The sequence below is a fragment of the Tunturibacter gelidoferens genome, assembly GCF_040358255.1.
Lineage (GTDB): Bacteria > Acidobacteriota > Terriglobia > Terriglobales > Acidobacteriaceae > Edaphobacter > Edaphobacter gelidiferens.
In genome coordinates, this window is sequence record NZ_CP132938.1 from 1400997 (window position 1) to 1414705 (window position 13709).

General features: G+C 57.3%; 10 protein-coding genes. 7 read left to right on the forward strand and 3 right to left on the reverse strand.

Annotated elements, in window-relative coordinates:
• Positions 1-24: 24 nt before the first annotated feature.
• The gene (locus tag RBB81_RS06410) at positions 25-1869 is read left to right on the forward strand and encodes a bifunctional diguanylate cyclase/phosphodiesterase (protein ID WP_353073107.1); all 1845 of its coding nucleotides are present in this window, start codon (positions 25-27) and stop codon (positions 1867-1869) included.
• Positions 1870-2544: 675 nt separating this feature from the next.
• Here the strand turns inward: RBB81_RS06410 and RBB81_RS06415 are convergent.
• Positions 2545-2937, reverse strand: coding sequence for a LysM peptidoglycan-binding domain-containing protein (locus RBB81_RS06415; RefSeq protein WP_179581178.1), 393 nt, complete (start codon positions 2935-2937; stop codon positions 2545-2547).
• 123 nt (positions 2938-3060) lie between these two features.
• Entirely contained in the window at positions 3061-3468 is a 408-nt protein-coding gene (locus RBB81_RS06420) for a YidB family protein (RefSeq protein ID WP_179581179.1), read from the reverse strand.
• 313 nt (positions 3469-3781) lie between these two features.
• Between RBB81_RS06420 and RBB81_RS06425 the strand changes: the two genes are divergently transcribed.
• From RBB81_RS06425 to msrB, 3 genes are all read left to right on the forward strand, one after another.
• Complete coding sequence (locus tag RBB81_RS06425) at positions 3782-4363, forward strand: hypothetical protein (RefSeq protein ID WP_179581180.1); 582 nt, start codon at positions 3782-3784, stop codon at positions 4361-4363.
• A 90-nt stretch (positions 4364-4453) separates the two neighbouring features.
• A complete protein-coding gene (locus tag RBB81_RS06430; RefSeq protein WP_179581181.1) occupies positions 4454-4858 on the forward strand; it encodes a RidA family protein in 405 nt (134 codons plus the stop codon).
• A gap of 52 nt (positions 4859-4910) precedes the next feature.
• Entirely contained in the window at positions 4911-5321 is a 411-nt protein-coding gene (msrB, locus tag RBB81_RS06435; protein ID WP_353073108.1) for a peptide-methionine (R)-S-oxide reductase MsrB, read from the forward strand.
• Positions 5322-5411: 90 nt separating this feature from the next.
• On the opposite strand, the gene rpmB is transcribed toward msrB, so the two are convergent.
• Positions 5412-5600 (reverse strand): 50S ribosomal protein L28, encoded by a 189-nt coding sequence (rpmB, locus tag RBB81_RS06440; RefSeq protein WP_179581183.1) that lies wholly within the window; start codon positions 5598-5600, stop codon positions 5412-5414.
• Positions 5601-6110: 510 nt separating this feature from the next.
• Between rpmB and RBB81_RS06445 the strand changes: the two genes are divergently transcribed.
• The 3 genes from RBB81_RS06445 to RBB81_RS06455 are packed head-to-tail and all read left to right on the forward strand — an operon-like array spanning position 6111 to position 13695.
• Positions 6111-7244, forward strand: coding sequence for an efflux RND transporter periplasmic adaptor subunit (locus tag RBB81_RS06445; protein WP_353073109.1), 1134 nt, complete (start codon positions 6111-6113; stop codon positions 7242-7244).
• Positions 7241-10567, forward strand: a complete 3327-nt coding sequence (locus tag RBB81_RS06450; protein ID WP_353073110.1) for an efflux RND transporter permease subunit — start codon at positions 7241-7243, stop codon at positions 10565-10567. The genes RBB81_RS06445 and RBB81_RS06450 overlap by 4 nt, the downstream gene beginning before the upstream one ends.
• Positions 10564-13695 (forward strand): efflux RND transporter permease subunit, encoded by a 3132-nt coding sequence (locus RBB81_RS06455; protein ID WP_353073111.1) that lies wholly within the window; start codon positions 10564-10566, stop codon positions 13693-13695. The genes RBB81_RS06450 and RBB81_RS06455 overlap by 4 nt, the downstream gene beginning before the upstream one ends.
• Positions 13696-13709: the final 14 nt, after the last annotated feature.

Genomic DNA, 13709 nt, shown 5'->3' on the forward strand with positions numbered 1-13709 from the left:
CGATAGAGTGACTCCGGGCTGGTTATGGGTATTGGTTCTCTCGATGAGACCATAGAGGATCGCGTATCTTCTCTCAGGCGACTGACTTCGGTCGCGCTGGTACTGGTGTGCCTGGGCTATGCCGCGCTGCTGCTGAATATTCGAAGCTGGGACAACGGCGGTGTCACGATCCTTTGGCCTTCGAACGGCCTTCTGCTGGGCGTCCTTTTATGTTCAAGGCGACCGCAGTGGACGGCGTACCTGGCTGTTGGCTTTGCTGTCGATCTTGGGCTCAACCTGGCGCTGTCGTTTGCGCCCTGGACCTCTGTCTACCTGGCCGGCTGCAACATGCTGGAGGTCGGCATAGCGGCGGCGCTGATGTATCGGACGATCTCGCCTAACCCCGATCTTACTCAGCGCAAGCAGTTGCTCAGCTTGCTGCTGTATGGCGTTGTGCTCGCGCCCGCAATCGCTTCCGTGCTGGCTCAGTTGAGCATCACGAATCTGCACGCACTGCCGAGATTTACCGCAGCCAGACACTGGTTTGTGGCGGATGCTCTGGGGATTGCGGTGATGACGCCGCTGTATCTGTCGTTCCGAGAGAGAGAGCAGTTTCCGGGTCGATCCAGGCTGGAAGTTGCAGGGCTGCTTACGCTGCTGGTCGTTGTCGCAGTCGGTGTCTTCTGGCAGACGCGTTTCCCTCTTCTGTTCCTCCTTCTGCCGGTGCTCCTGCTGCTTGGCGCTCGTCTGCGATTGGCAGGATCCGCGGTTGGGTTGTTGATTGTGTCGATCATCGGTGGGTACCTGACCATTCGCGGGCACGGTCCGATCGCGCTGGTGCGTTCGGGGTCGACGATGACCGGCGATCTGCTGCTGCAGTTCTTCGTTGCTGTTTCGATGCTGGTGCTTTATGTGGTTGAGGTTGTGATTGCAGAACGCGAGCGGCTGCAGGTGAACCTGACGGCTAGTGAGACGCTGTTTCGTCTTTTGGCTGAAGCTTCGAATGATGTGATCGTTCTCTCGGATCTCTCCGGCACGCGACGGTATGTTTCGCCGGCCGTGACCACCGTGCTGGGGTGGGGGCCAGAGGAGCTGATCGGCAATACTCACCTCCAGATCGTTCATCCTGACGATGTCGACGCGGTGGAAGCTTTGATGAGCGTATGTCGCGAGGGTGAGCCGGTTGAGACTTTGAGCTATCGGTGCGCCAGAAAGGATGGAAGTTACGTCTGGATGGAGGCGAGCATGCGGCTCTATCACGACGAGACGACGTGGGAGCCTATCGGTTTCGTCAATGTGGTGCGGGACGTGTCCGGTCGAAAGGCCGCGGAAGAGGAGCTGAACCGCACCTTCCGGTTGGTGGAGAATCTTGCGATGGCGGATGGGCTCACTGGCGTAGCGAACCGGCGCCGGTTCGAGGAAAAGATGGACGAAGAGTGGCGCAGGGCGATGCGTGACCGATCGCTGCTCTCCGTGTTGATGATCGACGTCGATCACTTCAAACCGTACAACGATCTCTACGGCCATGTGCTGGGCGATAACTGCCTGCGCCAGATTGCAGTGGCCGCGCAGGAGGTGATTCACCGCTCCTCGGATCTGTTTGCCCGGTATGGGGGCGAGGAGTTCGTGGTCGTGCTGCCGAACACCGACAGCGGGGGCGCTCAGCTGGTCGCTGAACAGATTCGACGGACGGTCGAGATGCTTGGCCTGCCACACTCGGGCAATCCTTGCGGAGTGGTCACGGTGAGTATCGGCTGTGCAACCCAGACGCTGGGGCACGACTCTGTTTCGACCGTCGTGGTAGATGCCGCGGACCAGGCGCTCTATCAGGCTAAGTCTGCGGGCAGAAATCGGGTTGAGGTGGCGGCGGGTTCGACGATCTCGAGTTGATGGGTAACCCCCTCCCCCCCATATTACCTGCGCGTAAAGTCTTTATTTTTAATGGTTTACCGGAGGAGACCAGACGCAAGAACCTCATTCCAAAGGGTTTGCCTACAGATTCTGGCAAACAAAGGGGTTACGGGTTATGTCTCTCCTCCTCACTAGGAAAGCCCCGGGGTTGGCCGGGGCTTTTTTGATCTCTATTCAGTATAGCGGTTTGACCATAACTGATACGCCACGCGAATCTGCTGGATTGGCGCGGGTTTTCGTGGTGAGGGGGCTTGACAGGATCTTTGATCCTGGTCGTGCGAAGGAGACCGTCTCAGCGCAAAGTGATTAAATTGCAGCCGTAGTTTTGCGCAGCAAGCGGAGGCGGAGGAGGGGGAAAGAGGGTAGACGCAGCGCGACGGCTGGTCCGGACAGTGGAACCGACAATTGGTTTTGGATACACGTGACGCAGGCGATCGTATTTACGGTGCTGGCAATTTGGGCTTTTCAGCGGCTGGCCAGGGAGTGCGCCCTGCGCGGGTGGCGGCCACTTCGTGGCGTGTATACCGCTTCGCTTGGCGCTCCCGTTGGTCGCGAACGAAGATGATTCCGACCAACGGGAGGACCACGCGAAGCTCTAAAAAGGCGTGCGAACGCCGGCCCTCCGCGCAGGAGGCCTGTCCGGCAGGACAGTCTCTAGGTGATGACGGGGAGTTGAAGGGTGGTACCGACCGAGACTTTGTTGGGGTCGGCGATGTTGTTGGCCTTGGCGATTTCGGGATATTTGTTGGCGTTGGCGTAGAAGAGCAGGCTGATGGCAGAGAGGGTGTCGCCGGATTTGACGGTGTAGGCCTGCGTGTCGCCGCCAGTGTTGGCGATCTCGTGGTGCAGGTCGGAGTAGGTGGGGTCCGCTTTTTTGATGCTGTCCCAGACGCGCTCGAGGATGACTCGGGAGGGAACGGTGCCCTTGATGTGGAGTTGCTCGCCGTCAAGGTCGACCGCGTCTAAGGTGGCTCCGTAGGGGGCGAACTTTTGCAGGGATTCAATGACACCGGCGTACTTCTGTTTTAGAGCGTCGAGATCTGCCATGGCGTGGCTCTCCTTGGTCAGCTTGGCTGACTGTTGTGGGATGCTGTTGGGGGAGAGCGCTGTGGCCCCGGCGCTCCGTAAAAATAGCTGCGAGCCTCGAAGTGTAGTCGCGAGCCTGGCGGGTTAGACGAATTTGCTAAGGAGAGTCTGCGCCATGCTGCCCATGGAGCTGGTCGGGGTGGCTTGCCCGTTGGGGGCGAAGTGCTGGATGACCATGGGAAGTACGGTGGCGAGGGCTACCTGAACGACCTGAGGCGAGACGCCTGCCTTTTCTGCGGTTTTTTCGATGAGGCCGGTTCCGCCGAGTCCCTGCTGAACCTGCTCGGGTGTGGCTGTGGCGGCTTGACCGGCTCCCCAGTTGTTGACGTGCTCGGCCATTCCGTTATTTTTGAAGGCGTCGAGAACGCCCTGAATACCTTCGGGATGCTGGGTGAGAGCTTCGATGAAGCCCCCGGCAACTTTGGCCTGATCGGTGCCAGCTGCGGCTCCGGTCTGACCGGCGAGCGATTGAATCATGTCCATAATTCCCATGTTGTTCACCTCGCACCCAATATATGACCGATCTTTCCCCAGCGCCGTCGGGCGGCACAAATATTTACGTATTTCTCATGGGACAAAATCCTCGCAACTGGATCGAAATCCTCACCAGACGGATATGGAGACGTCGATGTTGAGACGGGCTCGGGACGGGTTTGAGTCAGATTGCAGTCCTGAGAAGAGTGTCACTTTCGTTTCCACTGCAATCGTCGTGTGCCTGAAGAGGCTGATTTTGCTGGTGCTTCGGGTTTCTGACGTGTGATAGCATCAGCCGCAAATCCGATCACGAACTGGTAAGGAGAGCAGAATGAAGCCGAAAGAGATCAGCCGGCGACAGTTCGCCACCGCAGTGTCCTCTGTTGGTGTTGGAACCATGATGCCCGCGGCATTGGCGCAGGAGCGGTTGCAAGAGCCGAAACCTGCCTATCCTCCGAGAGATGCCGGAGGGATTCACGGAGATATGCTGGGGAGGATCTCGGAGGGGCTGGCGGGCAATGATATTCACACGAAGGAAGGGCTTCTGAAGCTGGTCGCTCTGCTTCAGCAGTTTGATGTGATCTCAGAGCAGGATGCAGCGATGCTGAGGGAGACGATCGACGCGATCTTCTCAGCTCCGGAGACGACGGCCGCTAAGATCGACAAGATCTATGCGGAGGCGAAGGAGAAGGCTGGAGAAGTTACCGTTGCGATCATAAGCATTGCGAAGAACAGCGTCGAATTTGGGAGACGCCATGAGAGGGCGATCTATATCGTTGCCTCGGATGTTTCCGGTGCGCTTACCGGCGCGGCAACAGGAGCGAAGTTGGGTGGACGATCCTTAGCTGTGCTTGGCGCTCTCGCCGGCGCGGTTGGCGGTTCTGCGCAAGCTGCCTTTTCGCACAAGGGCTGACACGAGGTTGCATCTCCTGACGGGTGGCAAGTCTGTTCGTTTCCGGTGTCTGATTAACAACAGCGCTGATAGGAGATACACTTAGGCTCTATGAGCGATCAGGCGAAGACTGCAGTTTCTACGAAAGAGGCACCGGCGGCGATTGGGCCATACTCCCAGGCGGTGCGGGTGGGCGATATGTTGTTTGCGTCGGGACAGGTTGGACTGGATCCGGCTACCGGGCAGATGGTTGCCGGGGGGATTACGGAGCAGACGGTTCGGGTGCTGGAGAACGTGAAGGCCGTGTTGGCGCAGGCCGGGCTGGATCTGAGTCATGTGGTGAAGACGACCGTTTTCCTGAAGACGATGAGCGACTTTGCTGCGATGAATGAGGTCTACGCGAAGTACCTGGCGCCTGAGGGCGTGGTTCCGCCGGCGCGGTCGACGGTGGCGGTGGCTGGGCTGCCGAAGGATGCGCTGGTGGAGATTGAAGTGATCGTGAAGGGTGCCGCCTGAAACATAAAGGGCGGCCCGGCATCTAATGACTAGACGACAGGAGGTCTGAACGATGGCCGAGACGACGAAGGTTGAGAAGGTGCACAAGACGGAGGCGGAGTGGCGCGAGCTGCTGACTCCGGAGCAGTTCCATGTGATGCGCGAGGGCGGCACGGAGCGTCCTTTTACTGGCGCGCTGGTGAATAACCATGAAGACGGGGTGTATCACTGCGGGGCTTGCAATGCGCCGCTGTTTACCTCGGATAAGAAGTTTGAGTCGGGGAGCGGATGGCCCAGCTTCTGGAATCCGGTTTCTCCGGATGCGATTGTTTCGATCGAAGACAATTCGCTTGGGATGAGGCGGGTCGAGGTGCAGTGCGCGACCTGCGGAGCTCACCTGGGACATGTGTTTCCGGATGGACCGAAGCCTACGGGGCTGCGGTATTGCATCAACAGCGCTTCGCTGGGATTTGAGAAGCAGTGATTTGAGAAGCAGTAAACGGGTTGAAAACAGGAAAAGCCCCAGCCGGCTGGTTCGCGGCTGGGGCGTTGTATTTCAGGGGTTTTGAGGCGGTTAGCCTTTGACGACTTTGCCGGTCTTGATGCAGCTGGTGCAGACGCGCATGCGCTTGCTTCCGCCATTGACCTGGGCTTTGACGGGCTGGAGGTTCACGTTCCAACGACGACGGGTGGTGTTGTGGGCGTGAGAGATGTTGTTGCCGAACTGCGGGCCTTTGCCGCAAAGATCACATTTTTGTGCCATGACGAAGTGCTCCAATCCTGAGTCGCAGAAGATTCCCGGGGACGTGCGCCTGAGTGAAAGAAGCCTCAAAACGGTGCCGGGGAAGGGTGGTACTGGGAGCGTGGAAGCTCCTGACCGCTACCGGGTGAAGGGTAGTCTGCCGATTCGTAATCATACCATGTAGGGGGCGGTGGACTCAATGGAAGCCTGACGTAGTGGGGGAGGCTGGGACATCGTCCGGGATTTTGCGGGCATCTCATTGAGGACCAATTGCTTATTACGCTGTTCCTCGTATACAACTTGACGGTTGTATGAGCTGAGTTGAGTCTTTGTACGGGCTCATTCGTCGATAGGGTTAGGGACCAGCAGCACATTTTCTGTCCAACAAAAAATCTCTGATGTGGCAAGGGAGACGTATTGCCAGCCGAATCGCAAGAACAGCACCCCATTGTGGGGCCTGACCATCAACTTCCGGCCCCTCCTCCGACCTCGTCCCGAAGTAAGCTGCTTCGGGTTGTTGTGTGGGTCGTTTTGCTACTGATATTTGCTATTGGTTTCTATCTGGTGCTGAGGCATCACGAGGATACGAGCACAGCTGCTCCGAAGCGGGGTGCTGGGGGCGGGGCGGTGGCGCTGACGACGGCTACCGCGCAGAAAGGCAATATCGGCGTGTATCTGGATGCGATCGGGACGGTGACACCGGTTTATACGGCTTCGATTACGAGTCAGGTGACTGGGCCGGTGGTGGCGGTGCGCTTCAAGGAGGGGCAGGTCGTTCGAAAGGGCGATCCGCTGATCGAGATCGATCCGCGACCGTTTGAGGCTACGCTGCTGCAGGCTCAAGGAGTGCTGGAACGCGATCAGGCGCTTTTGGCGCAGGCGACGATGGATCTCAACCGCTATCGTGACGCGTGGTCGAGGAATGCAATTCCGAAGCAGACGCTGGATGATCAGGAAAAGATCGTGCTGCAGGACGCGGGCACGGTGAAGAATGACGAAGGGACGGTGAAGTTCGACCAGATCCAGGTGGGATACTGCCACATCCGCGCACCTATCTCGGGAAGGGTTGGGTTGCGGCTGGTCGATCCGGGGAACGTGGTGCAGGCCTCGGGGACGACGACGCTGGCGGTGATTACGCAGATCCAGCCGATCACGGTGATCTTTACGGTGCCCGAGGATAACCTGGGGCAGATTCAACCGAGACTACGTCAACAGGCGAAGCTGCCTGTCGATGCATATGATCGTGCGGCGTTGAAACAGATCGGCACCGGGACGTTGTTGACGCTGGATAACCAGATCGATACGACGACAGGGACAGTGAAGGCGAGGGCGTCGTTTGCGAACAAGGACTCGTCGCTGTTTCCGAATGAGTTTGTGAATGCGCGGCTGCTGGTGAATACACTGCAGGAAGCGACGCTGATTCCTTCGTCTGCGATTCAGCATAACGGGACGGCGTCGTTTGTTTATGTTCTGCAGAACGATACGGCGCATATGCGGCCGGTGAAGCCGGGGGTGATCGAAGGAAATACCACCCAGGTGACCGGGATCAATCCCGGGGATGTGGTGGCGAATAGCAGCTTCGACAAGTTGCAGGACAATGCGAAGGTTAGTGTGTCGAATAAGCCGATTCCTGCCGCAGCAACGGCTGGGAGTAGCGCTCCTTGAGTCCATCTCGTCCGTTTATTCTGCGACCGGTCGCAACCTCGTTGCTGATGGCCGCGATTCTGCTAGTCGGTATTGTGAGTTACACGCAGCTGCCGGTGTCGGCGCTGCCTGAGGTCGACTATCCGACGATTCAGGTGCTGACGTTCTATCCGGGCGCTAGTCCGCAGGTGATTGCGACGACGGTGACCGCGCCGCTCGAGCGCCAGTTCGGTCAGTTGCAAGGGTTGAGCCAGATGACCTCGAGCAGCTCGGGCGGGACTTCGGTTGTGGTGCTGCAGTTCAATCTCAGTTTGAATATCGATATCGCGGAAGAAGAGGTGCAGTCGGCGATCAATGCATCGCAGAGCTTTCTGCCGGCGAATCTGCCTGCGCCGCCGATCTACAGCAAGACGAATCCCGCGGATGCTCCGGTGCTGACGCTGGCGATTACTTCGAAGACGGTGCCGCTCTCTCAGGTGGAGGACCTGGTCGATACGCGTTTGGCGCCGAAGATCTCGCAGGTGAAAGACGTGGGATTGGTGAGCATCAGCGGCGGACAGAAGCCGGCGGTGCGGATACAGGCGAATCCTACAGCGCTCTCGTCGTATGGCATCAATCTTGAAGATCTGCGTACGGCGGTCACGCAGAGCAGCGTGAACGCCGCGAAGGGAAACTTCGACGGGCCGCGGCAGGACTATCAGATTGATGCGAACGATCAGCTTGTAACCAGCAAGGATTACAGAAGCGTGGTGGTTGCGTATCGCAACGGCGCGCCGGTGATGCTGACCGACGTCGCGCACATTCTTGATGGCGTCGAGAACACGACGCAGGCTGCGTGGATGAATCAGACGCCTGCTGTGATCGTTAATGTGCAACGCCAGCCGGGTGGAAACACGATCAAAGTAGTCGAGAGCATTAAGAAGTTGCTGCCTCAGCTTGAGGCCAATCTGCCGAAGGGCATCGAGGTGACGACGCTTACCGACCTGACGACGCCGATTCAGGCGTCTGTGAGCGATGTTGAGTTTGAATTGATGTTGACCATCGGGCTGGTTGTGCTGGTCATCTTCCTGTTCCTGCGAAACCTGTATGCAACGATCATTCCGAGTGTTGCGGTGCCGCTGTCGCTGATTGGAACCTTTGCGGCGATGTACGCGCTTGGCTACAGCCTGGATAACCTGTCGCTGATGGCGCTGACGATCTCGACTGGATTTGTTGTCGATGACGCGATCGTGATGGTGGAGAACATCTCACGCTATCTGGAAGAGGGCGATACGCCGATGGAGGCGGCGCTGAAGGGCGCAGAGCAGATCGGTTTTACGATTCTTTCGCTGACGGTCTCTTTGATCGCGGTACTGATTCCACTCTTGTTCATGGGAGATGTTGTCGGCCGTCTGTTCCGCGAGTTCGCGGTGACGCTGGCGGTTACGATCGTCGTGTCTGCGGTGGTTTCGCTGACGTTGACGCCGATGATGGCTTCGCGCATTTTGAAACACAATCCTGAAGCGCAGCAGGGACGTTTTTATAGAGCTTCAGAACATGTCTTCGAACGGATGATTGCGTTCTACGGGCGGACGTTGAAGGTTGTGCTTCGCTACCAGACGATTACGCTGCTGGTTGCTCTTGCGACACTGATGCTGACCATCTTTCTGTACATCATTATTCCCAAGGGATTTTTTCCTGTGCAGGATACGGGCGTGATTCAGGGAATCACACAGGCCCCGCAGACAATCGGGTCGAAGGCGATGGCGGCCAAGCAACAGGAGGTGGCGAAGGTGATCCTGCAGGATCCCGCCGTCGAGAGCCTGTCCTCTTTTATTGGCGCCGATGGAACGAATATCACTACGAACAGTGGCAGGATGTCGATCAACCTGAAGCCGCTTGAAGATCGTGACCTGAATGCGTCTGATGTGATTCGGCGGCTCCAGTCGAAGTTGAAGGATGTGCAGGATATCCAGATCTACATGCAGCCGGTGCAGAACATTACGGTCGATGATCGGGTGAGCCGCACACAGTACCAGTACACGCTGGAGGATCCGGATCAGAACGAGCTGAACGATTGGACGGCCCGATTTGTAACTCGCCTGAAGCAGCTGCCGGAGCTGGAAGATGTTGCAACGGACCAGCAGCTGGGCGGGTTGGCGGTGTCGCTGGTGATCGATCGGGCGACTGCGTCGCGGCTCGGTGTGGCGCCGACGACGATCGATAACACGCTTTACGATGCATTTGGCCAGCGGCAGATCAATACGATGTACACGCAGTTGAATCAGTATCACGTGATTCTCGAGGCGGAGCCTCAGTTTCAGATTGATCCGAACAAGTTGAATCATCTCTATATTCGGTCCGGGTCGGCGTCAGGTACCACGGGAGCGGCGGCAACTTCCTCCTCGGGCAATGGCTCTAGTTCGGCGGGATCGAATGCGCTGACCAGCTCGGTGTTGTTTACTGCTTCAGCGAATACGTTGACTCCCCCGATCAATGCACTGACTTCGAGCACTGTGAATTCAACCTCGAGCAAGGGGGCGACTTCGGCGGGGACGACAAGTTCCGCCTTCAATAATGCAGTTCCGTTCAGCGCGTTCTCGCACTTCGAGACGACGACTGAGGCGCTTTCGATTACTCACCAAGGCCAGTTCCCGGCGATTACGGTCTCTTTCAATCTTGCGCCGAATGCGGCGCTGGGAGGCGCGATCTCGGAGATCACGAAGGTGCAGAAGGATATGCACATGCCGGCGAGCCTGCAGGCCGATTTTCAAGGGACCGCGGCATCATTTCGGAACTCGCTCTCGGGAATGCCGCTGCTGATTCTTGCTGCCCTGGTGACGGTGTATATCGTTCTCGGCGTTCTGTACGAGAGCTTCATTCATCCGGTTACGATTCTTTCGACGCTGCCTTCGGCGGGTGTGGGCGCGTTTCTTTCTCTGATTCTTTTCCATCAGGATCTAAGTGTTGTGGCGATCATCGGTCTGGTTCTGCTGATCGGCATCGTTAAGAAGAACGGAATTATGATGGTCGATTTTGCGCTCGATGCAGAGCGCCATCGGGGGCTGAGCTCCACCGATGCGATCTATGAGGCGTGCCTGCTACGCTTCCGTCCGATCATGATGACAACGATGGCCGCGTTGCTGGGTGGTCTGCCGTTGGCGTTTGGTCATGGTATCGGCTCGGAGTTGCGCAGGCCGCTTGGAATCGCCATGGTGGGTGGTCTGCTGGTGAGCCAGGTGCTGACGCTTTATACGACGCCCGTTATCTACATCTTCTTCGACAATCTTTCGCATCGATTTTCGAGAAGGTCGAAGAAGGCGGAGGAGGGTGGAGGAGAATTAGAGCCGGCGGAGCAGCCATGAACATCTCTGCACCTTTTATTCATCGGCCTGTAGCGACGACGCTGCTTACGATCGCGATCGCGATTGCCGGAGCCATTGCGTTTCAGGTGCTTCCGGTGTCTCCGCTTCCACAGGTGGATTTTCCGACGATCTCGGTGGGTGCGAGTCTGCCGGGTGGCAGCGCAGAAATTATGGCGTCGTCGGTGGCGACTCCGCTGGAGCGGCAGTTTGGGCACATTGCCGGCGTGACGGAGATGACGTCGACGAGCAGCCTGGGGTCGACGTCGGTGACGATTCAGTTTGACCTGAGCCGGAATATCGATGGCGCTGCGCGTGACGTTGAGGCCGCGATCAATGCGGCGAGAACCTATCTTCCGGCGAATCTTCCGGGGAATCCGACCTATCGCAAAGTGAATCCGGCCGACGCGCCGATTATGATCATCGGTTTGACATCGGATAAATATGGACCGGACAAACTCTACGACGAAGCTTCGACAGTGGTGCAGCAAAAGCTTTCGCAGATTCAAGGGGTTGGGCAAGTCAATCCGGGTGGGGGTGCGCTGCCTTCGGTTCGCGTGGAGGTGAATCCGACGAAGCTTGCGAGCTTTGGGATGACGATGGCGAATGTGCAGTCGGTGGTAAGTCTGCAGAATTCGAATTTGGCGAAGGGTCAGATCACGAATGGGGATGTCTCGGCGGACATTATTGCGAACGATCAGATATCGCATGCGGAGGACTATAAGCCGATCATCATTGGTTACAATAACGGGTCGGCGGTGCGGTTGTCGGATGTGGCGGATGTGGTCGATTCGACGCAGAACGTGCGTGCGGCAGGATATCTGAACGGCAAGCGGGCTGTGATGCTGATTATCTTCCGACAGCCCGGAGCCAACATTATTGACACGGTGGATCGTATTCGGACTGAGCTGCCATCGGTGGAGGCTTCGATTCCGAAGGGGATCGATACGACGATTGTGCTGGATCGCACGACGACGATCCGTGCGTCGGTGAGTGATGTTGAACGCACCTTGTTGCTCTCTATCGCGTTGGTGATCGTGGTCGTGTTCCTCTTCCTGCGTAATGGAAGGGCGACGCTGATTCCCGCGGTGGCGGTTCCGGTTTCGTTGATCGGAACCTTTGCCGTGATGTACATGTTCGGCTACAGCATCGACAACCTTTCTCTGATGGCGCTGACGATCTCGACCGGGTTTGTGGTGGACGACGCGATCGTCGTGATGGAGAACATCACGCGGCATCTCGAGAATGGTATGGCTCCGTTCGCCGCCGCACTGAAGGGAGCGCAGGAGATTGGTTTTACGGTTGTGTCGATCAGCATATCGCTGGTTGCGGTTTTTATTCCGCTACTGTTGATGGGTGGGATTGTGGGAAGACTGTTTCGCGAGTTTGCAGTGACACTATCGACTGCGATCTTTGTGTCGATGCTGATCTCACTGACAACGACGCCGATGATGTGCGCTTATCTGCTGCGGAACGAACATGGGAAGAAGCATGGCCGGGTGTATATGGCGTCGGAGAGGTTTTTCGACTGGGTACTCTCGATCTATCGGCGGAGCCTGCATTGGGTTCTGGAAAATCCTGTGCTGACACTGACTGTTTTGCTCCTGACGATCGCTTTGAATGTGGCGCTGGTGATCAAGATTCCGAAGGGATTTTTTCCGCAACAGGATACTGGTTCGCTGGCGGGAGCGATTCGGGGGCCGCAGGATGCTTCGTTCGCTTCGATGAATACTGCGATTCAGGAAGTTGCACATATTGTGAAGGATGACCCGGCGGTTCAGAATGTGATCGGCTTTACCGGTGGAGGCGGGGCCACGAATACAGGGAATATGTTTGTGACGCTGAAGCCGCTGAGCGTTCGCAAGATCGGGGCGCCGGAGATTATCAACCGGCTGCGTCCGAAGTTGAATCGTGTGACGGGGGCCTCAGCGTTTCTGCAGGCGTCACAGGATCTTCGTATCGGCGGACGTTCGAGCAACGCGCTGTATCAATACACGATTCAGGCCGATAACGTTACAGATCTTTCGACGTGGGGTCCGAAGCTGCTTGCGGCGATGATGCATCTGCCTGGTTTTCAGGATGTGAGCTCGGATCAGCAGAATGGCGGACTGGATCAGCTGCTGACCTACGACCGAGTGACCGCGGCAAAGCTGGGGCAGACGGCACAGTCGCTGGATCAGGGGTTGTACAGCGCGTTCGGGCAATCGGAAGTTTCGATTATTTATACGCAGTTGAATCAGTATTACGTTGTGCTGGAGGTTGCGCCGGAGTACTGGCAGACGCCGGAGGGATTGAAGAATATTTATTTTCATCCGGCGGGCACCAGCAGTACGACGGCCAGTGGCAATGTCCCCTTGTTTACGATGGCGACAGCTGCGACCAATACGACTCCATTGTCGCTGAATCACACGGGGCTGTTTCCGTCGGTGACGGTATCGTTCAATTTAGCTCCCGGGATGTCTTTGAGCGATGCGACGCTTGAGATCGCGGAGATGCAACAGCGTCTGGGGACGCCGACCTCGGTGCACGGATTTTTTGCGGGAACTCTGCTGGCATACCAGCAGTCTCTGGGCACCGAGCCTCTGCTGATTTTGACTGCTCTGCTTGCGGTTTATATCGTGCTCGGAGTTTTGTACGAGAGTCTGGTGCATCCGTTGACGATTCTTTCGACGCTGCCTTCGGCGAGTGTTGGAGCGATGCTTGCGCTGTTGCTCTTCAAAGTGGATTTGAATGTCATCTCGATTATTGGAATAGTTTTGCTGATCGGCATCGTGAAGAAGAACGCGATTATGATGATCGATTTTGCTTTACAGGCGGAGCGCGAGGGCGGCATGAACACCGAAGATGCGATCTTTGAGGCGTGCATGCTGCGTTTTCGACCTATTCTGATGACGACGATGGCTGCGTTGTTTGGGGCGTTGCCGCTGGCGTTTGGTACGGGCACTGGGTCGGAGCTTCGCCGGCCGCTGGGCATCACCATTGTCGGTGGCTTGATCGTGAGTCAGATGCTTACGCTTTATACCACCCCTGTCGTCTATCTCATGCTGGATCGCCTGCGGCTGCGCGCGTTGGGTCGTAAGCGCGATACTTTCAACCCCGGGGGCGGCACGCCTGCCGTTGCTGCGGAGTAGATTTGGATGTGTAA